Source organism: Bacillus badius NBRC 15713 (assembly GCF_001591605.1).
Taxonomy (GTDB): domain Bacteria; phylum Bacillota; class Bacilli; order Bacillales; family Domibacillaceae; genus Pseudobacillus; species Pseudobacillus badius.
On sequence record NZ_BCVF01000006.1, the window covers coordinates 51,019 to 72,410 of the forward strand.

The window sequence follows — 21,392 nt, forward strand, 5'->3', positions numbered from 1 at the left end:
GATTCCTTTCTTCGCCTTTGTTTTTCCCATAGGGAAAGCGGTGTGATTGATCACACCGCTTTATTTTGCATATTCCACAGCACGCGTTTCTCTTATAACTGTTACTTTAATATGACCTGGATAATCAAGCTCTCCCTCAATTCGTTTCCGGATATCACGCGCAAGTCGGTGTGCTTGCAGATCGTCCACCTGTTCTGGTTTTACGATAATCCGCACTTCACGACCAGCCTGGATAGCAAACGATTTCTCTACGCCATCATATGATTCGGAAATTTCCTCAAGTTTTTCCAGGCGGCGAATATAATTCTCCAGCGTTTCACTGCGGGCACCTGGTCTAGCAGCTGATAGAGCATCAGCAGCAGCCACGAGTACAGCAATAATAGAAGTTGGCTCAGTGTCTCCATGGTGAGAAGCAATGCTATTAATAACAACCGGATGCTCTTTATACTTTGTCGCAAGCTCTACGCCGATCTCTACATGGCTTCCTTCCACTTCGTGATCGACAGCTTTGCCGATATCATGAAGCAATCCAGCACGGCGGGCCAGGGTTTCATCCTCTCCAAGCTCCGCTGCCAGCAGGCCAGTAAGAAAGGCCACTTCCATCGAGTGTTTTAACACATTCTGACCGTAGCTTGTACGATATTTCAATCGTCCAAGAATTTTGATCAAGTCCGGATGCAAACCGTGAACACCTACCTCAAAGGTCGTTTGTTCTCCGACCTCCCGGATATGCTCATCTACCTCTCTCCGCGCTTTATCAACCATTTCTTCAATGCGCGCTGGATGGATGCGTCCATCTTGGACCAGCTTTTCAAGGGCAATCTTAGCAGTTTCCCGGCGAATCGGGTCAAATCCCGAAAGGATAACCGCTTCCGGTGTATCATCAATAATCAAATCAATACCTGTCAGCGTTTCGAGCGTTCGGATATTCCGTCCTTCCCGTCCGATGATACGGCCTTTCATTTCATCATTTGGCAATGTCACAACAGAGACCGTTGTTTCCGCCACATGATCTGCCGCACAGCGCTGAATGGCAAGAGAAAGGATTGATTTTGCTTTCTTATCTGCCTCTTCCTTTGCTCGGTTCTCTTGCTCTTTAGTCATTACAGCAATATCGTGTGCAAGCTCTTGCTCTGTCCGCTCCAGGATAATCGAGCGGGCCTCTTCCCGAGTGAGACTGGCGATTCGTTCTAGTTCCGCCTGCTGCTTTTTGATCATCTCTTCCACTTTGCTGTCCATCTCTTCAATATGTTGTTGTCTCTCAGCAAGAATCTCCTCTTTTTTCTCAAGCTGCGATTCGCGCTTATCAAGCGAATCATCTTTTCGGTCGAGGTTTTCTTCTTTTTGTAGCAAACGATTCTCTTGTTTTTGCAATTCGTTTCTTCGTTCACGAAGTTCTAATTCCGTGTCTGTACGAAGCTTATGAATTTCATCCTTTGCTTCAAGCAGGGCTTCCTTCTTTAAGGATTCCGCCTCACGCTTTGCGTCGTCAACAATTTGGTCGGCAGCGCTTTTAGCTCCTGCAATCTTAGATTCGGCAATGGATTTTCGAACAAAATAGCCAACAACTACACCGACGATTAGGCCAAGCAAAATGGAGATGATTGTAATGGGTTCCATCCTTTCACCTCCTCTTGCTATGAACTTTTGTCATGCTTTTAACATGTCGGCTGATACATTGTGTCAACATTTCAATATACAGCTTCTGACTTCCATTTTTAAGAGAAAAAAATGTAAAATATACATCTCAATTTTATAGTTGTGAAAATTTCTTGTCAAGAGTTTCATCCTGCCAGTCGCCTTCTTCCTTTGCAATAGCAAGAAAAGGAGCGATGTCCTGCGACACCGCTCCTGCTTATTACTCGTCAAGCAAGCTAAACTCTTCCGGAGCTTCTGCTTCGTCCGGTTCAATAAAGTCCGCTTCCAGCCCGTAATGCTGGCGGATCTTCATGGCAATCTCCTGGCGAATAGCCGGGTTCTCTTTCAAGAATTGCTTGGCATTTTCCCGTCCTTGGCCGAGGCGTTCTTCATTATAAGAATACCAAGCGCCGCTCTTTTGAACAATATCCACTTCCGCTCCCATGTCGATGATTTCACCTTCTCGGGAAATCCCTTCTCCATACATAATATCGACTTCTGCTACACGGAAAGGCGGAGCTACTTTATTTTTCACTACTTTGATTTTTGTTTTATTACCAACAATATCATTGCCTTGTTTCAGAGCTTCCGCACGGCGGACTTCAAGGCGGACGGAGCTGTAAAATTTCAAGGCGCGTCCTCCTGGAGTAGTTTCAGGGTTACCAAACATTACGCCGACTTTCTCGCGGATCTGGTTAATGAAAATAGCAATCGTTTTTGATTTATTAATTGCCCCTGATAGCTTTCGAAGTGCCTGTGACATTAAGCGCGCCTGCAAGCCGACATGGGAATCTCCCATTTCTCCTTCAATCTCAGCTTTTGGAACGAGAGCTGCAACCGAGTCGATAACAAGAATATCGACGGCGCCGCTGCGCACAAGAGCCTCGGCAATCTCAAGAGCCTGTTCCCCTGTATCCGGCTGGGAAAGCAGCAATTCATCAATATTTACCCCTAGCTTCTGGGCATATACCGGATCGAGTGCATGCTCCGCATCAATGAAAGCAGCCTGGCCGCCGGATGCCTGCACTTCAGCAATTGCGTGAAGAGCAACCGTTGTTTTACCTGAACTTTCTGGGCCATAAATCTCAATGATTCGGCCGCGCGGATAGCCGCCTACCCCAAGTGCTGTGTCAAGGGCGAGCGAGCCGCTTGGACTAGTGGATATTTTCCGATCAGTTTGTTCTCCTAATTTCATGATAGACCCTTTACCAAATTGCTTCTCAATTTGTTTCAAGGCCATATCTAATGCTGCTTGACGATCGTTCACTAAAATTCCTCCTTAAAATTAGCAATCTATCAAATAAATGCGTCATGACATATTGTTTCAGAACCTATACTAACTATACCTTTTTATTGAGACAATTTCAAGCAAAAAGCGAACATTTATTCGGTTTTTGTTTCCCTTGAAAAGAGTGGCTGGGGAACTAGAAAGATCGAGGAAGAAAGAGTGGAAAAAAGAAGAAAAAAAAGAACTCCTGCCTCTTTATTTTATCATAAAGAAGCAGGAGAAGGTAATTTAAAGCCGGGAAAAATTCGCTTAATTTCAGCTTTCGACAGCTACACCGGTTGCTTTTTCGATAGCCTGATTCAAGTCTGCAATCAGGTCTTCCGTTGATTCTAATCCAATAGACAGGCGGATCATTTCCTCTTTTGTGCCTGATTTTTTCAATTCTTCACTGCTTAGCTGCTGGTGTGTCGTGGAAGCCGGATGGATAATCAGAGATTTGCCGTCACCAACATTAGCTACATGCGACCACAGCTTAATATTATCAATCACTTTTTTGCCCGCTTCCCGTCCGCCTTTAATGCCGAACACGACAATCGAGCCGAACGTATGGCTTAAATATTTCTTTGCCAGCTCATGAGATGGATGGTCTTCCAGGCTTGGATGTGATACCCAGTCTACTGCCGGATGATTTTTCAAATAATCCACGATGGCAAGCGTGTTCTCATGATGGCGCTGGATGCGCAAATGCAGCGTTTCTAGCCCTTGAAGAAGCAAGAAAGCGCTGTTGGCACTTAAAGCCGGACCGAAATCCCGCAATAACTGCACACGTAATTTAATCGCAAAGGCCGGGCCTTCTAAATCTGCATATCTTAATCCGTTATAGGATTCGTCTGGCTCAGTAAAGCCAGGGAATTTTTCGCTGTTCCAATCGAATGTTCCTGCGTCTACGACTACGCCGCCGATCACCGTACCGTGGCCGCTAATCCACTTCGTTGCAGAATGAACGACAATGTCTGCTCCCCTTGTCAGCGGATTAGCCCCGTACGGAGAAGCAAACGTATTGTCGACAATCAAAGGAATGCCGTTTTCATGAGCGATGTCCGCCACTTTCTCCACATCAAGCACATTTAAGGAAGGATTGCCGATAATTTCTCCAAAAAGGGCTTTCGTCTTTGGTGTAATCGCCTTTCGGAAGTTCTCCGGATCTGTAGAATCTACAAACTTTACATTGATTCCGTATTTAGGAAGCGTGTTGGCAAACAAGTTGTATGTACCGCCATATAAGTTGGCAGCAGCTACAATTTCATCGCCGGCATGAGCCAAATTCAATATTGAAAAAGAGATAGCTGCCATTCCTGACGACAGCGCCACAGCTGCTGCTCCCTTCTCCAATAAAGCTACCCGTTTTTCAAATACGTCTACCGTCGGATTGGTAATGCGCGTATAAATATTTCCCGGCTTTTGTAAAGCGAATAAGGCGTTGGCATGATCGGTGTCTTCGAATACATAAGAAGTTGTTTCGTAAATCGGCACAGCCCGCGCGCCTGTTACCGGATCAGGCACTTGTCCTCCATGAAGTAAAATTGTTTCCTTGTTCCATTGTTCGTTTGTCATTGTCAATCCCTCCTAATCTATTGAAAAAACGTAAATAGCCCGAGAAAAATCAAAAGCCCTCTTCTTTTAAGAAGAGGGCTTTATTAACAGGGTCCTCCTCTTATCTCTCAGGCTTATCACACCTGCAGGATTTAGCACCGTTTCAGGCAAATTGCCTGAAGGTTGCCGGGCTTCATAGGGCCTAGTCCCTCCGCCGCTCTCAATAAGAGTGTTTGTATTTAATTAAGTAAGTGATAACTCTTGCTGTTTATTATATAGGAGATTGATCAGAATAGTCAATAATATTCGGAATGTTTTTATTTGTTGCGAGCAAGTGCCGCCAGCAAATAGTGGCAGCCATATTTAACTGAGCGCTTTCTGATTCCTTCCCGGCTTCCCGCCAGTTCCAGCTTGAATGCTTTTGTTTGATCATACTTAGAAGAAAGTCCGATCCATACAGTGCCCGGCGGCTGTCCCTCTGCTTCTCCTGGACCTGCCACACCTGTAAAGCTGATTCCGAAATCGGCCTTCAACAATTGGCGGGCATTCTCTGCCAGCTCAATGGCACATTCCGCGCTGATGGCTCCATGGCGAGTGAGCGTTTCCTTTTTCACTTGCACGAGCGCTTCTTTCGCTTCGTTGGAATAACAAACGATTCCGCCCTTAAAAAAGCTGCTCGCTCCCGGAATAGCTGTTATTTCACTTTGAAACAACCCGCCGGTTAAGCTTTCGGCGGCAGCTACCGTATAAGACGTTTCTTTTAAGCGCTCCGCCAGCTCGCGGGCAATCGTTGTATCATTGTAGCCATAGAAATACTCGCCTACCCGACTCAGGATTTCTTCTTCCGCCTCCTGTATCATCTGCAAGGCGGCTGATTCTGACTCATGCTTGGCAGTAATTCGGAGCGTTACCTCGCCATCCCCTGCAAGCGGAGCAATCGTCGGATTTTGCTGGGCAAGCAGCAAATCTTCCACTTCTGTTTCCAAAGCGGACTCTCCGATGCCAAAGAATCTCAGTACCCGTGATTCAATTTTTTCCACTTTCTCAAGCACATTGAGAAGAGCCGGCTTCCCGTACTCAATAAACATCGGCTGCATTTCCCGAGGCGGTCCCGGCAGCAGCATATAGAAGTGCTTCTCCCCTTTAATCATCATCCCGGGCGCCATCCCATGGTCATTCGCCAAAACAAGGCTTCCTTCCATCACGAGAGCTTGCTTTTTATTATTGGGAGTCATTGGTCGCTTCGTTCTCTTAAAGTAATTTTCAATGCTCCTCAAAGCCTCATCGTTGTAGACGAGCGGCCGGCCGATATGGGCAGCGATCGCTTCTTTCGTTAGATCATCCTTCGTGGGGCCAAGCCCTCCCGTAAATATCAGAAGATCTGCTCTTTCTTCTGCCTGCTTGACGGCATCAAGCAACCGGCTGCTGTTGTCTCCAACAACTGTATGGTAATAAACATTAATGCCAATTTCAGCCAGATGCTGGGACAGGAACTGAGCATTCGTATTTGTAATTTGCCCAAGCAGCAGCTCGGAACCGACAGCAATAATTTCTGCATTCATTCTCTTCATCTCCTCTTTTCTTCAGGCGGCAGCCAATACGACCGGATATTAGGAATGGCCGCTCTCACGAATCCAGCCCGCTTTTAAAAACAAAGCTGTTCCTTAAGTGCCGACATCTTGCTTTCTTCTCTAAGCTTTGCATAGAGAGAGAAAGCAGCAGCCTTACACCTTGGAACAGCCTTTTTGCTTATTTTGAATGTTTAAATACTCCGCGGTTCAGATAGAAATAATCCCATCCTGACCAAATAGTAAAGAATGCTGCAACCCAAAGGGCCCAATCGGCAAACGGGATGCCTAACGCTTCAAATGGGGCATTATGAAGCAATAAAGCAGCAATCGCAATAATTTGCGTCCATGTCTTGATTTTTCCAAGCATGTTAGCTGCCACTACTTCTCCCTCTCCTGCTAAGATCAGCCGCAGGCCGGTCACCGCAAATTCGCGGCTAATAATAATAATGACAATCCAGGAAGCGGCTAAACCAAAATCAACAAGGACGATCAGGGCTGCTGAGACAAGCAGTTTATCAGCCAGCGGATCTAAAAATTTCCCCAGATTAGTGACCAGGTTCAGCTTTCTTGCATAATACCCGTCAATCCAATCCGTTGTGGAGGCTACAATAAACAGCATGGCTCCCCAAAAGTGGGCAGCAGGCATTGTAGTTCCTAAAATGGTTAAGCTGCCCCAGTTAAAGTCTGCGAGCATGATCACCAGAAACAGCGGGATCATTAAAATTCTTGAAACTGTAATCTTATTCGGTAAATTCACGATGGACCCTCCAACTATTCTATCGCTGGACAACATGGCAAGCTGTCCAAATTATCTGCCGGATTATTGCTCAGCCGGTTTCACCTGAACGATGATATCCTGCCTTACCTGTTCAGCAGCAGGGAGCTGATAGGACAATGTTTCGCCATTTACTTTAACTTCCGCATCAGGAGCAAAGCCAACGACGACTTTCGCTTCTGTTTGGCCCGTTAAATCAAATGTCTGTGATTGGCCCTTAGCCAGCATATTGTTATAGTAGCTCTTGCCGCTTCCATCCTTGACTGTTATCCACGTTTCCCCTTTAGATAGAACAGTTAGTTCAAATTTCTCGGCATTTTGAAGAACGTAGGTTGCTTGTTTGCCGCTTGTTCCAGCTGCAGTAATCGTTTGTTTCGGTTTAGCTGGTTCCTTTGGTTTTTCTTCTTTTTTAGTTTCTTTTTTTGGTTCCTTCGTTTCTTTCTGATTATCCGTTTGCTCCTTCGGCTGTTCCACGACTGTTTCTTCTTTTACTGCCTTATCATTGGAATCGCTTTTTGGAATGAGGAACCAGACGAGAACAAGCGCACCAATTACAAAAGCAGTCACTAACATCTTCGGCAAATACTCAAGGAACTTTGAAGGTTCTGCCGGCACTGTAGACCGAACATTTTCGACCTTCGTTGCTCGCTGTGGAATTTCGTCTTCATAAGAAGAAGGAATTTCACTTTTGTACTCTTCAAACAATTGCTCAGCGTCCAAACCGACCGCTTCGGCATATTGCTTAATAAATGCCCGTACATAGAATTTGCCAGGCATCATATCGTAGTTTCCTTCTTCAATGCCCTGTAAATATCTTTTTTGAATTTTTGTCATTTCCTGCACATCTGCTAAGGACAGGCCTTTTGCTTCCCGTGCTTCTTTCAAGCGGTTTCCTAATTCTGTCACCCGTAACACCTTCCATAATTAAAAGTTAAAACCACCAAAGTCCATATCCTGGAATAAGTTGTTTTTTTCTACCGGTTCGTATGTAATTTCTTCATCAGGATGATTGCGAAGCTCAATAATATAATCAAAGTCCTCTAAACTATATTCGCTGTTTTGCACAAAGATATCCGGATGCTCCACCACTTTAACGGCAGGCAGTCTCATGATTTCGCGAACAAGCTGCCAATGTCTTTCGTTGGCCCGCTTTGTTGACACAACACCATCCATAATAAAAAGGTGATTCGGATTATACTCATCCCGAATTAATTGGTCACGAACCGTTTGCTTAATCATTGTAGAGGAGACGAACAGCCATCGCTTATTCGCACAAACGCTCGCTGCCACAATCGATTCTGTTTTCCCAACTCTCGGCATTCCGCGAATGCCAATTAATTTGTGCCCTTCCATTTTATACAATTCTGCCATAAAATCAACGAGAAGTCCAAGCTCATCCCGCACGAAACGAAAGGTTTTTTTATCATCAGCATCCCGCTGGATATAACGGCCGTGTCTGACGGCCATTCTGTCCCTTAGTTTAGGTTCCCTTAATTTAATAATTTGAATCGTATCCATTGTCTTTAAAATGGATTCAAGCCTTCTAATTTGATCCTCACTCTGTGCGAGCATTAAAAGACCGCGGCTCGCTTCGTCAACTCCATTAATCGTTACAATGTTAATGGAAAGCATACCGAGCAGCGAAGCCACATCTCCTAATAATCCCGGACGGTTTTTGACAATTTTATATTCTAAATACCATTCTTTTTTGGACATTGACAACGCTCCTAGCAGCTTTATGGAAAAGCCGGTTAATGATAATGTCTAGGTACTATCATATATGATTTATTGCCTTATTGAAAGAAAAAAGAGAGGGAAAAGCTCCCTCTCTTAGCGACTTCCATTATTTTGAACTAATTTTACCATCATGCTGGCGATGGCTTTTTGCTCTTCTTCAGAAGCAACAGACCATAAATCAGATAATACTCTTTCCTGTTCATTTTTAGGATCTACTTTGCTGGCCAAATAATCGCCAACTTGGTAAGCAATGTTGTTCACTGCGTCGTTGTTCATTCCTGCACTTGTCGCTTGGTTTAATTTGTCACCTAAAAAGTTCTTCCACTCATTCCAGTTTTCAAGTACTGACATGTGATTGTCCCTCCTTTATTGAGTTGCAACATTAGTTTGTTCCCGGGACAAAAATTTATGCATATAAATCATGTGTACCAGCCGCCATTTACCGCGAGTACTTGGCCGGTTATGTAAGAAGCGGCAGGTGATGAAACAAAATAAACAGCTTCAGCGATCTCACGAGCAGCACCGAGACGCCCCATCGGAATATCAGCGGCAATTTCCGCTTTTTCCTCCGGTGAAAATTGAGCCATCATCGGCGTATTGACCGCTCCGGGAGCAATCGCATTTACCCGGATACTAGAAGGAGCCAACTCTTTCGCCAAAGCCTTTACAAAGGCAATCTGAGCCCCTTTTACGGTGGAATAGGCGACCTCGCAAGCAGCACCTGTTTGCCCCCATATCGAGGAGACGAGAACAACAGACGGCGAAACGGCTTTGCGCAATTTTGGGATCGCCTTTTGAATAATCATCATTGGACTTTTTACATGGAGCTGCCACAATTTATCCATTTCTTCTTCCTCTATTTCCTGGAATAAGCTGTAATGCGCTGTTCCCCCCGCGAAGACAGCTGCTTCCAGTGAAAATAACTGGCTTGAAAGGAAATGAGCGCCGGCCGAAGAAGTTAAATCCGCCTGAATGGCGATCACCTCGGCCCCCGTTTCTTCTAGCTCTTGTTGCAGCCGTTCTATTTTTTCTCTCCCTTGGTAATATTGCAAATATAAACTCCAGCCCTCTTTTGCCAGCTTTCTTGAGATTTCTTCCCCAATTCCCCCGCTCGCTCCTGTAACGAGCGCATATCTTTTCACGCTTTTCGTCCCCCATTCTGTTTACGTAAGAAGCAGCTGAGCTTCTCTCTCCTTTATACGGAAAGATAAAGTCCAGCTGCTTCACCAGGCATTCAGCCTTGTTTTGGCAAAATATAAAAAGCAGTCAAGCGATTTTCTGACACCATCCGTTCAGCTGTGTGCTTTACATCCTCAAGTGTAATCGCTTCTAAAAGCGGCACCACTTCAAATAAATCCATTTCATTAAATGCATAGCGGATAAATTGATTAGCAATGTATTCCGGTGAATTAACGGCCCGAAGAAACGAACCAATTTTCTTTTTAATCGACCGTTCTACCGCCTCTTCTGTTAAGTACTTTCCTGTTTTTGCTTCAAGCAGAATAGTGCGGATGCGGTCCCCCAGCTCCTCAGGCTTCGTTGTATCTCCGCCGACCATGGCAAATCCAAAGCCTTTTTCCTGCGTATAATCGTAATAGAAGGTTTCATCAATTAATCCTTCCCGATAGAGCTGATAATAAAGCGGAGAGCTCTTTCCAAAGAGAATATCAAGCAAAATGTTCATCGTCAGCTCCCGTTTTTGCAGCTCTTCTCCTTGCAATTCCGTGTCAATTGCTTTAATCCCCACTTGGCATTTGGATAATTGAACATTCATTTCCAACACCCGTTTTTGTTCCTTGACTTCTTCCGGCTCCTCTTCAATCAGGCGGTGCACTTCCTCCTGCTTTTGATAGTCCTTTTTCGCCTGGTTTTCCCGAACGAGCTTGATCGTTTCGTCAGGATCAACCGGCCCGACGATAAATAGGAGCATGTTGCTCGGGTGATAAAACGTGCGGTAGCACTCGTACAGATGATCTTTTGTAATCTCGGCGATGGATTCAACTGTTCCGGCAATATCAATTTTGACCGGATGGTTGTGGTACATATTTTGAATAAGGCCAAAATAAGCCTGCCAATCAGGGTTATCATCATACATGCGAATTTCCTGACCGATAATCCCCTTTTCCTTCTCTACCGTTTTCTCGGTAAAGTAAGGGTCCTGGACAAAGTTAATCAGTGTTTCTAAGTTGTCAAACACCTTGTCCGTACTCGAGAATAAATAGGCCGTTCTTGTAAAAGAAGTAAAGGCATTGGCAGAAGCGCCCTGATGGCTGAAATATTGAAAGACATCTCCATCTGCCTTCTCGAACATTTTATGCTCTAAAAAGTGGGCGATTCCATCCGGCACGCGAACGTAGTCCTTCCCGCCCTGAGGAATAAATTGATTATCAATCGAACCGTATTTCGTCGTAAAGGTGGCGTACGTTTTGTTAAACCCTTTTTTCGGAAGCACGTACACGTCAAGCCCGTTGTCCATTTTCTCAAAATACAACTTTTCCTGCAGCTGATCAAATAGGATTTGTTCCATTATTCTCCCTCCATTCCCGACAAGAAGTACACCGTATCTATTTCGACTTTGTCAGCAACTGCCGTCACTTCTTCTATCGTCATCCGCTCTACCGCCTCAAGCCACTGATCCACTGTAACGGCTGTTTGGGCAACGACATTGTGATAAAGCATTTCGATTGCCCCTCTCGCTGTATCCAATGTTTCTAACACTTGATTGCGGATAACTGCTTTCGTTTGCAGCAGTTCTTTTTCAGAAACCTCTCCATTTTTCATTGCTTGCAGCTGTTCAGCAATAATTTTTACTGCTTTGCTGTAATTTTTGCTGTCGATACCGGAAAGAACCATTAAGAAACCTTTATGGCTTTCGAGACGGCTTGCTGCATAATAAGCCAGGCTCTCTTTTTCACGCACGTTTGTAAACAGCTTCGAATGGGAAAATCCGCCGAAAATGCCGTTAAACAGCTGCAGGGCAAAATAGTCCTTATCTCCAAACGTCACGTGCGTGCGGTAGCCGATATGAAGCTTCCCTTGATTAATCTCTTGCTTCTCCACAATTTCCTTCGGTTCAGCAGGTGAGGCGCTCTGTTTGGCTGTTTGGGGAGAACGAGGGGTTCTGCTGTTGAATTGAAATAAGCGGTCAGCTATTTTTTCCACTTGATCAGCTTCCACATCTCCGACAACATATACATCCATTTCATCTTCCGCAAACACCCGTTCATAATACTGATACAGCTCGGTCTCATTCAGTTCATCGACCGCTTCCAGTGAGCCATTGGCCTGAAGGGCATACGGATCTCCTTTATACATCTCTTCAAGAAGACGGGCGCTGGCAAAACGCATTTTATCATCATAGATGGATTGAATCCGCTGTTTTAAATTGCGTTTTTCGTCTTGCACCGTATCCTTGTCCAGCGCTCCGTTGTTTGCTTTCGGCTTTTGCAAAATTTCATGCATAAACTCTAGAGCTTTTTCAAGCAGCGGTTCCTTCGCTTTCAAGAACTTCTCATTGGGGACTTCCAGTGAAAAGCTCATGATATGAAAATCTCCTTTTTTCGCTACATCGACATAAAAGCTGGCGCCGTATAAATCATCGAGATACGAGCGCAAATGTGTGGAAGTCGGATACTTTGCTGAGTTGCTTTGCAGAACATAAGGCAGCAAGGCTCTTTTCGTTACTGTTTCCTCTTCAAGCGGCGCCTTCATTCTCCATACAATCGTATTGGTCTTATACTTATCCGTCTTGACGATGTGCAAATTGTATCCTTGTTTTTTTATAATATTTTCATTGACTAATGTCACTAAAAAACCCTCCTTTTCCGGCAGCTATGTCTATATTTTTATCCGTTTAGGCCATAATTCATGCCCATATTTATGAAAAACTTACTTTCACTATACATGAGCAGGAAGCAATTGAGAATTGAAACGGTTCATTTAGACGCCTTCTTCCTAAAAAAACACCTGGACAGTTTAAATTAAAGCAAACTGGATGAACGTTAAGCTTACCTGCAGTCTTTGTTATTTTACTCGCAGGGGGATTCCGCTGAAGGTACTTGGCTTTCTGCGGAGTGGTGATGCTCCATTGGGCCTGCCTGGGGGCGGAGCTGCCCTAAAATCACGGACTTAAGAAGGCTTAGCATCCAACAAAAATCAAAAAAAGGGTTGGAATGAGATCATTCCAACCCTTTTTATCGAATTATTTGCTTGTCGGAGCCAGGCAGTCGGCTCCGCTTTTCTTTTGTCCAGCTGTGCCTCCTTGCTCCTCAAGATCAAATAACCTTGCACCAATGAAGCCGAAAAGCAGCTTCTTTGGTGTAAGAACATTTGCTTGTCGGAGCTAAGCAGTCGGCTCCGCTTTTCTTGTTACCGGCTGCCTTTAATGTATGGAGTGCCTGCTGCTTTCGGCGCATCCGCGCGGCCAATAAATCCGGCGAGAGCCAAAATAGTCAGCACATAAGGAGCCACCAGCAAATATACAGCTGGAATGTTTTCTAAGAACGGAATGCTGGATCCAACGATACTTAAGCTTTGGGCAAAACCGAAGAAGATTGCCGCGCCCATCGCGCCAAGCGGATGCCACTTTCCAAAGATCATAGCTGCAAGCGCCATAAACCCTTGTCCCGTGATGGTCGCATGGCTAAAGTCAAGTGAGATCGATTGAGCATATACTCCGCCTCCAAGACCGCCGAGAAGGCCGGAAATGAAGACGGCAGTGTAGCGCATCTTTGCCACGTTGACGCCCATCGTATCAGCAGCCATCGGATGTTCGCCTACTGCCCGCAAGCGCAAGCCAAATGGCGTTTTATATAATACATACCAAGAAACAAAAGCAAGAGCGATTGCTACAATGGCTGGATAAGAAATATTGGAAAAAATCAACTTGCCGATCACCGGAATATCGCTTAATACCGGGATATCGACTTTTTTAAAGTTCACTTTAATAATATCGGTTTGGCCTTTATCGTAAAGCATTTTCACTAAAAACAGTGATACGCCGAGAGCCAAAAAGTTAATGGCTACGCCGCTGACGACCTGATCAGCCCGAAAAGTGATGGAAGCGAGCGCATGAAGAAGCGATAACAAACCGCCTACAGCCATAGCCGCAAGAAGCGCCACCCATGGAGTTGCGGCACCGAAAGTTGAAGCAAACGTTAAGTTAAAAACGATAGCAGTAAACGCCCCAATAATCATCAGCCCTTCAAGACCGATGTTCACTACACCGGAACGCTCGGAGAACACACCGCCCAGCGCGGTGAAAATAAGCGGGGCCGCTGCGAAAAGAGACGATGAAATAATAATGGATAAAACGGTTAATGCATCCACTTATTTCTCCTCCTTTTTGAATCGGCTGAGAAGCCATTTTATCATATAGCTGGAAGCGACAAAGAAAATAATCAAGGCGATAACGATTTCTACCAATTCGTTCGGAACACCTGATTCGATCGGCATATTCAGAGCCCCTACTTTTAAGGCGCCGAATAACAAGGAGGCTAGCACCACCCCAATGGCAGCATTTCCGCCAAGAAGCGCTACAGCGATCCCGTCAAAGCCGACACCGGAAAATCCGGAATGCAAAAATGCGTTGCCGAATGTGCCGAGGCCTTCCATTGCGCCTCCAAGTCCGGCGAAAGCTCCGGAAATGACCATTGACAGGACAATATTGCGGCTTACATTCATGCCGGCATATTGAGAGGCATGCTGGCTGTAACCAACCGAGCGCAGCTCATATCCGAGCGTTGTTTTCTCAAGCATAAACCACATAATAACCGCGGCAATTAATCCAAGATAAATCCCGTTATGAAGAGAAGAAAAGTCAGTCAGCGACTCAAAAAACGACGATTTTAAGCTGGCTGTTTCCTTTACTGCCTCTGTCGAATCCGACTGGTCGCTAATGACATTGCGAATCAAATGGTTCGTCAGATGTAGAGCAACATAGTTCATCATAATAGTAACAATCACTTCATGAACATGCAGGCGGGCTTTTAAAATCCCCGGAATCAATCCCCATAGTGCACCGGCTGCCGCTGCAGCCAGGAGAGACAACGGCAAATGAATTATTTTCGGCAAATCAAATGCAACCCCTACCCAGACTGCTGCCAGCCAGCCGACCAGCAGCTGCCCTTCTACGCCGATATTAAATAAGCCTGTCCGAAACGCGAAGGCAACAGCCAGCCCGGCAAAGATATAAGGAGTCATTTGCCGGAGCGTTTCGCCAACATAGAATGAATCTCCAAAGGCTCCGTTCCAAAGCGCGGCATAGCCGCTAATCGGATCGTAGCCGCTAATTAACATGATGATGGCACCGGCAATTAACCCCAGCAGCACGGAGACAACCGGAACAGCTAAGTTAGAAAACCGTTTAGACATTCATCTCACCTGCTTCCTTTCGTTTGGAGCCGGCCATTAGTAATCCAAGTTCCTGCTCCGTTGTTTCTTTTGGATCAACAATAGCGACAATTTCTCCCTCATAGATAACAGCAATCCTGTCGCTAATGTTCAGGATTTCATCTAATTCAAAAGAAATTAGCAATACTGCTTTTTCTTTATCGCGCTGCTCAATAAGCCGTTTATGAATGAATTCAATCGCACCGACATCTAATCCGCGGGTAGGCTGGGCAGCGATTAAAAGCTCCGGATCGCGGTCCACTTCCCGGCCAATGATCGCTTTTTGCTGGTTTCCGCCGGATAAAGCGCGGGCCGGTGTGTATTCCGACGGTGTCCGCACATCATATTCTTTGATTAGGCGCCCCGCCTTTTTATAAATTTCTTTATAGTTTAAAACACCCGCTTTTGAGTATGGCTGCTGGTAATATGTTTGCAAGACCATGTTCTCGCCGATCGGAAAGTCCAGAACGAGCCCATGCTTATGCCGGTCTTGAGGGATATGCGCGACCCCTTGTTCTGTCACTTTTCTTGGCTTGAGGTTCGTAATATCCTTGCCGCTGAGGAGGATAGAACCGCTTTCCGCTTTTTGAAGCCCGGTAATAGCTTCAATCAGTTCACTTTGCCCATTTCCATCCACGCCGCAGATACCGACGATTTCTCCAGCGTGCACCGTTAAATTCAGCCCGCGCACCGCCTGAATCCCCCGCGCATCCTTAACGAATAAACTATTAATTTCAAGTACATTTTCTTTCGGCTGGGCTTCTGTTTTTTCTGTTTTGAACGTAACTTCCCGGCCAACCATTAAGCTCGCTAAATGGTTGGGGTCGGTTTCTGATACATTGACTGTTCCGATTCCTTTTCCCTTGCGGATCACGGTTACACGATCACAAACCTCCATGATTTCCTTCAGCTTGTGGGTAATTAAAATAATGGACTTGCCTTCTTTAATAAGCGTTTTCATAATTTGAATCAGCTCTTTAATTTCCTGTGGAGTTAATACAGCTGTCGGCTCGTCGAAGATCAATATTTCAGCGCCTCTATACAGCGTTTTTAAGATTTCGACACGCTGCTGCATGCCGACAGAAATATCAGCCACTTTCGCTGTCGGGTCTACAGCCAAGCCATACTGTTCAGAGATCTCCCGAACCTTTTGTTCTGCTTTCTTAATATCAATCTTGCCGCCCGCTTTCGGCTCCTTTCCTAGAATGATATTTTCGGTAACTGTGAATGTATCAACAAGCATAAAATGCTGATGCACCATGCCAATTCCCAGTTCGTTTGCCACATTTGGATTAGAGATATCCGCTTTCTTGCCATGAACTTTAATTTCGCCCTTTTCCGGCTGATACAGCCCGAAGAGCACGTTCATTAACGTGGACTTCCCTGCCCCATTTTCCCCGAGCAACGCATGAATTTCTCCCTTGCGCAATTGAAGCGTTATGTCATCATTGGCAACAAATCCATTGAATTCTTTGCGAATGCCGAGCATTTCAATAACATATTCCACCTGACTCACTCCTTATATAAGGTCTTTTCTTGCCGTACAGGCTATCTTAGGAATAAAAGCAACGAATGATTGCAAGTAGGATGTCTGACCTTCTATCACTAGGATTTTTGCCAAACATAACATCTTCCGCTATCCCAATAGAAAAGCGCAAGTGCCAGCTTAAAAATCCTAACAAGCACGCAGCAAGACCTGCGTCCTTGTTACCATTTTTAAGCCAGGGCAAACCCTTATCTTTCTGGTCTGCCCCGGGATTGTTATTTAACTATGCTAAGGCTATTATTATTTTCCTTCAGGTTTTACAGGAACTTTTACTTCGCCTTTTTTGATTTTTTCAGACCATTCTGCCACAGCTTTTTTCACTTCATCACTTAAGTTATCTTGTGTTGGAGCAATGCTTACTGCATCATCCTCCAAGCCGTACTCAAGCAATTCTCCGCCTGGGAATTTTCCTTCTTTTGCTTTTGTAGCCAAGTCTTTCACAGCGATGTCTACGCGTTTCACCATAGAAGTAAGCGTCACATTTTGCTCTTTGCCCTTAACTGTTACTTTTCCTTCTTCCGCTTGGTCGCGGTCAACACCGATTACCCAAATGTCTTTTTCCGGGTTTTTTTGCTTTAAGTTTTTCGCCTCTGTAAATACACCGTTGCCTGTCGCACCGGCTGCATGATAAATGACGTCAATTCCTGATCCGTACATAGCAGAAGCCATTTGCTGGCCTTTGTCTGCCTTGTCAAATGCACCGGCAAATTCAATTTTCACATCTGCCTTAGGGTTAACCGCTTTCACGCCCGCCTCAAAGCCGGCAGCAAATTTATTGATTAAATCGCTGTCAGTTCCGCCGATAAAGCCGATTTTGTTGGATTTTGTAGATAATCCGGCAGCTACACCAACGAGGAAAGAACCCTCATGCTCTTTAAATGTAATGCTTGCGACATTATCTTGGCCTTCAATTACGTCATCAACGATAGCAAAGTGGCTGTCTTTGCGCTGTTTAGATACTTCTTCAATCGCTGGTTTCAGCTTATAGCCGATTCCGTAAATCAAGTCAAATTTATTGCGGACAGCTGTGTTTAAGTTTGTTTTGTAGTCAGCATCTGATTTTGATTGAATGTAATCAAAACCGTTCGTGCCTTTTTCCAATCCGTTATCTTTTCCAAATTCTTGTAAGCCTTCCCAAGCAGACTGGTTAAAGGATTTATCATCCACGCCGCCTACGTCAGTAACCATGGCTACTGTAAACTGATCATCTTTCTTGCTGCTGTCCTTTTCGCTTTTTTCGCTGTCATTGTCACCGCCGCCGCAGGCGCCAAGAATAGTACCGGCTGCAAGCACAAGGGACATGGCAAAGCCAAACTTGCGTTTTGTCATCGGAATAACCTCCTCAAAGTTTAAACTTAGTAGAAATGTTATTTGTTATTCTAAAACCGCTTTCTTAAGACGTGGAAACTGAACTTATCCGCTTTGAAATAATTTACTGAATAGAGAATCGGTTGATCTGTTTCATCAAAGTGCAACTGTTTCAAGATGAGCAGGGCAGTTTCAGGATCGCATTGAAGAATTGGTGACACTTTCTCGTGATAGCCAAACGGTTCGATTTGAGCAATGGCATGAGAAATTTTCCGGCTGCTTGTCCGATCAAGCACCGAAAAAAGCGATTCATCACTATGGCTATAGCTTTCCGGATAATATTTCACCGGGATTTTATCTAGACAATAAACAACCGGCTCTCCGTTAGCTGTACGCACACGTTCGATGACAAATATTTCTTCTTCAGGCTCACAGCCAAACCGCCTTCTGTCTTCTTCCGTCGGGCTTTGTATTCCCGAATTTAAAAAGATGGTTCCAGGCTCCATATTTGCTTGAATGATCATATCTGTCACACTGTTCAGCTGCTCAATGCCTGAAGTAAACAGCGGCTTTGCATTTACAAACGTTCCGACTCCATGTCTGCGGATAATGACATTTTCCTCTTCAAGAATGCGCAGGGCTTCTCTTAGAGTAGCGCGGCTGACCCCTAGCTGTTTCGCTAGTTCAAATTCGGAAGGAAGCTTCTCTTTCTCCTTATAAACCCCTGCTTCAATGTCTCTTTTTAGACGGTCAATCACTTGAAGGTATAAATGTCGGCTATCCGACTTTATTGTCATGCAACCACCCGCTTTCTCACAACGTCAGACCTCTGATGTATAACATTTCTACTAATTTAAATTTAAGATAGCACTTTTTGTTCAGAAAGGAAAGATAAAATCGACTATTCTCGATATTTGTTTTTTTGCGCATTCACCTCTCTTGCATAATTATGAAAACCCTTTCGATCTTTCATGAAGGCGCTTTTATAATTATTAATTTTTTCGAGGAGAAAGAGAGTGGTTGAGATTATTGTTCGTATCTTTATTTAAAATCATTACTTGGGAAAAATAGTTAAAAGCAAGAGGGGAATTGTCTCATAACGATGGTTTATAGCCGAAAAAGCCGCCTGCTTCTAAGGCAGGCGGCTTCCCATTATTGCATATGTTCTTCTGTCTGTTTAGGAATTAAAACAGTTCTTGGCTTGCTTCCCTCATACGGACCAACCACTCCGCGCATTTCCATTTCATCGATCAATCGGGCGGCACGGCTGTAGCCAATGCGGAACCTTCTTTGCAGCATGGAAACGGAAGCTGTTTGCATATCCGCTACCAGTTGAACCGCTTCGTCGTACAGTTCATCTTCTACTTCGGCTGCTGTTTCCGGAGCATCTTCAGGAATCATGTCCTCCTGATACTGAGCCTTTTGTTGTGAAATGACATAGTCGACAACTTCTTCCACCTCTTCATCTGACAAAAAAGCTCCTTGCACACGAACAGGCTTGGAAGCTCCAGCAGGAAAGAACAGCATATCTCCCCGGCCCAATAGCTTTTCCGCTCCGCCCATATCCAAAATGGTTCTTGAATCCGTCATCGAAGAGACAGCAAAAGCAATTCTTGATGGAATATTGGCTTTAATAACCCCTGTAATTACATCAACAGACGGGCGCTGAGTCGCGATAATTAAATGAATGCCGGCCGCCCGCGCCATCTGGGCAAGCCGTGTAATCGAATCTTCTACATCGCTGGAAGCAACCATCATCAAGTCAGCAAGCTCATCTACAATGACAACAATATAAGGAAGAAGCGGCTGCTTGTCCCCCGTTTCCTCGTTATAGCGCTTAATGTGCGTATTATATCCTTCAATATTCCGTGTGCCGCTATGAGAGAAAAGATCATAGCGCCTTTCCATTTCTCCGACCACTTTCTTCAAGGCCTGGGATGCTTTTTTGGCATCTGTCACAACCGGAGCCAGCAGGTGGGGAATGCCATTATACACATTCAGCTCCACCATTTTCGGATCAATCATCATCAGCTTTACCTCATGCGGCTTCGCTCTCATTAAAATGCTTGTAATGATTCCATTAATGCAAACGCTCTTCCCGCTTCCTGTAGCTCCGGCCACAAGCAAATGCGGCATCTTATTTAATTCGGCCGATACGGCCTCTCCTGTAATGTCGCGTCCAAAAGCAATCATCAGTTTGGAATCAGGTTTTTCACTAACATTTGCTTCCAATACTTCGCGCAGCGACACCATTGCCACTTCGGAATTAGGCACCTCAATCCCAATGGCGGACTTGCCAGGGATCGGCGCCTCCATTCGAATATCCTTTGCCGCTAAGGCAAGAGCCAAGTCGTCACTCAGGCTGACAATCTTGCTGACCTTCACTCCCACATCAGGATGAACTTCATACTTAGTCACCGCAGGACCAAGATGAACTTGGGTGACCTTTGCTTTCACGCCAAAGCTATGGAACGTCCTTTCAAGCTTCGCCGCGTTTGCATGAATTTGCTTGTATTCTCTGCTTTGATCCGTTTGCTTCGGCCTTTTTAACAAGCTAATAGAAGGCAGCTGATAATCTTTGTTTTCAACCTCTGTAAACGTCATGGAAGGCGCCCGGTCCTCTTCCGAATCCTTTTGAGCAGATGAAGCTGCTTTTCCTTCTCCGGATGGCTGTTCTCGAACAGGCGCGGGCTCTTCTTGATAAGCCCTCTCTGTGAAGCTGGAGATAATTGGCTCCTGCACGGGATGTTCCTCGTCCTCTTCTGTCCGCGGAGCCGGATCGGCTGCCCGTTCAGATATTCTCTCCGCATCGTCCGTTCGGTCTGCCTGCTTCGCCTTTCTCTCATCCTTCCAATCTCTCATATCCTGGAGAAAAGCCTTCCACTGCTTATTGAAATTTTTCCGGCCAGCTGCCAAAAGTGTGTTGAAAACTTCTCCAAATGAACGGCCGGTGATTAGAATAATGCCCATCATAACAAGCACAAAGCTTAAAATTTTTGTCCCTAGCGTATCAAATAAAAAGTAAGAGACAGCAAATAAAGCCGCACCGATCATTCCGCCTCCCAAATCATGGGTCTTTGTCATTCCTTCTTTAACTTCCATCCAGTATAATTCCCACGTATTAATTAAAACACTCGGCTCCTTAAATGAACGCCCGTTACCAAGCTGTTCAAATAAGTTTACATGGCTGAGAAGCAAAATACTCACCAAAATAATATACACCCCGACTTGCTTCCTTCGAAACAAAAGCGGCCTTTTACGCTTGATCATTATGTATACGCCATAAATAATTGCCGCAATAAACCCAATCATATACCATTCGCCAAAGAAAAATCGAAAGAAATAGACAAATGCGCTGCCCACCGCGCCAAGCCTAATAATGCCGATCAGGCTCAAAGCAATGATCACAATTCCCAGTAGCTCAAGCTTCACCGCTTCTTTGATCTGCATGGATTTTTTTGTCCGCTTGGACGATTTTTTCTTCTTTTTATTTGCCATAGCTCCCACCTAACTATTGGATTCAAACAACGGCCATGCTACACAGGCCATGTGGATGTTCAATCTCTTTCTATGAATCTCTCCAAAGTTAAAATCAACACCCTATTT

Annotated in this window: 17 protein-coding genes and 1 riboswitch; all 17 genes read right to left on the reverse strand. The window is 45.0% G+C overall.

What is annotated here, in order from left to right:
- Nucleotides 1–60 precede the first annotated feature (60 nt).
- The 17 genes from rny to BBA02S_RS04860 all read right to left on the reverse strand — a co-directional run bounded on the left by rny (nt 61) and on the right by BBA02S_RS04860 (nt 21,284).
- Entirely contained in the window at nt 61–1,620 is a 1,560-nt protein-coding gene (rny, locus tag BBA02S_RS04780; RefSeq protein WP_041100117.1) for a ribonuclease Y, read from the reverse strand.
- Nucleotides 1,621–1,858: 238 nt separating this feature from the next.
- Nucleotides 1,859–2,905: a recombinase RecA gene (gene recA, locus BBA02S_RS04785; RefSeq protein ID WP_041100115.1), complete on the reverse strand. Its 1,047-nt coding sequence runs from the start codon at nt 2,903–2,905 to the stop codon at nt 1,859–1,861.
- A gap of 276 nt (nt 2,906–3,181) precedes the next feature.
- Nucleotides 3,182–4,480, reverse strand: coding sequence for an O-acetylhomoserine aminocarboxypropyltransferase/cysteine synthase family protein (locus BBA02S_RS04790; RefSeq protein WP_041100114.1), 1,299 nt, complete (start codon nt 4,478–4,480; stop codon nt 3,182–3,184).
- Nucleotides 4,481–4,577: 97 nt separating this feature from the next.
- Nucleotides 4,578–4,689: riboswitch (SAM riboswitch) on the reverse strand.
- Nucleotides 4,690–4,776: 87 nt separating this feature from the next.
- Nucleotides 4,777–6,021 (reverse strand): competence/damage-inducible protein A, encoded by a 1,245-nt coding sequence (locus BBA02S_RS04795; protein ID WP_041100112.1) that lies wholly within the window; start codon nt 6,019–6,021, stop codon nt 4,777–4,779.
- A gap of 187 nt (nt 6,022–6,208) precedes the next feature.
- A complete protein-coding gene (pgsA, locus tag BBA02S_RS04800; protein ID WP_041100110.1) occupies nt 6,209–6,787 on the reverse strand; it encodes a CDP-diacylglycerol--glycerol-3-phosphate 3-phosphatidyltransferase in 579 nt (192 codons plus the stop codon).
- A 63-nt stretch (nt 6,788–6,850) separates the two neighbouring features.
- Complete coding sequence (locus BBA02S_RS04805) at nt 6,851–7,711, reverse strand: helix-turn-helix domain-containing protein (RefSeq protein ID WP_041100108.1); 861 nt, start codon at nt 7,709–7,711, stop codon at nt 6,851–6,853.
- Nucleotides 7,712–7,729: 18 nt separating this feature from the next.
- Nucleotides 7,730–8,521, reverse strand: a complete 792-nt coding sequence (locus BBA02S_RS04810; protein WP_041100106.1) for a DUF3388 domain-containing protein — start codon at nt 8,519–8,521, stop codon at nt 7,730–7,732.
- A 114-nt stretch (nt 8,522–8,635) separates the two neighbouring features.
- Nucleotides 8,636–8,893, reverse strand: coding sequence for a DUF3243 domain-containing protein (locus BBA02S_RS04815; protein ID WP_041100105.1), 258 nt, complete (start codon nt 8,891–8,893; stop codon nt 8,636–8,638).
- Nucleotides 8,894–8,961: 68 nt separating this feature from the next.
- Complete coding sequence (gene ymfI / locus BBA02S_RS04820) at nt 8,962–9,684, reverse strand: elongation factor P 5-aminopentanone reductase (protein WP_041100102.1); 723 nt, start codon at nt 9,682–9,684, stop codon at nt 8,962–8,964.
- 92 nt (nt 9,685–9,776) lie between these two features.
- A complete protein-coding gene (yfmH, locus tag BBA02S_RS04825) occupies nt 9,777–11,069 on the reverse strand; it encodes an EF-P 5-aminopentanol modification-associated protein YfmH (RefSeq protein ID WP_041100100.1) in 1,293 nt (430 codons plus the stop codon).
- A complete protein-coding gene (gene yfmF / locus BBA02S_RS04830; protein WP_041100098.1) occupies nt 11,069–12,349 on the reverse strand; it encodes an EF-P 5-aminopentanol modification-associated protein YfmF in 1,281 nt (426 codons plus the stop codon). The genes yfmH and yfmF overlap by 1 nt, the downstream gene beginning before the upstream one ends.
- Before the next feature lie 561 nt (nt 12,350–12,910).
- A complete protein-coding gene (locus tag BBA02S_RS04835; RefSeq protein ID WP_041100096.1) occupies nt 12,911–13,870 on the reverse strand; it encodes an ABC transporter permease in 960 nt (319 codons plus the stop codon).
- Nucleotides 13,871–14,914 (reverse strand): ABC transporter permease, encoded by a 1,044-nt coding sequence (locus BBA02S_RS04840; RefSeq protein WP_041100094.1) that lies wholly within the window; start codon nt 14,912–14,914, stop codon nt 13,871–13,873. It abuts the gene before it with no gap.
- Nucleotides 14,907–16,439 carry an ABC transporter ATP-binding protein gene (locus BBA02S_RS04845; RefSeq protein ID WP_041113114.1) on the reverse strand — a complete coding sequence of 511 codons (1,533 nt, stop codon included), beginning with the start codon at nt 16,437–16,439 and terminating at the stop codon, nt 14,907–14,909. The genes BBA02S_RS04840 and BBA02S_RS04845 overlap by 8 nt, the downstream gene beginning before the upstream one ends.
- Before the next feature lie 279 nt (nt 16,440–16,718).
- Nucleotides 16,719–17,807, reverse strand: a complete 1,089-nt coding sequence (locus BBA02S_RS04850; protein WP_041100090.1) for a BMP family lipoprotein — start codon at nt 17,805–17,807, stop codon at nt 16,719–16,721.
- Nucleotides 17,808–17,857: 50 nt separating this feature from the next.
- Entirely contained in the window at nt 17,858–18,583 is a 726-nt protein-coding gene (locus BBA02S_RS04855; RefSeq protein ID WP_041100088.1) for a GntR family transcriptional regulator, read from the reverse strand.
- Nucleotides 18,584–18,938: 355 nt separating this feature from the next.
- Nucleotides 18,939–21,284: a DNA translocase FtsK gene (locus BBA02S_RS04860; RefSeq protein ID WP_041113113.1), complete on the reverse strand. Its 2,346-nt coding sequence runs from the start codon at nt 21,282–21,284 to the stop codon at nt 18,939–18,941.
- Nucleotides 21,285–21,392 lie beyond the last annotated feature (108 nt).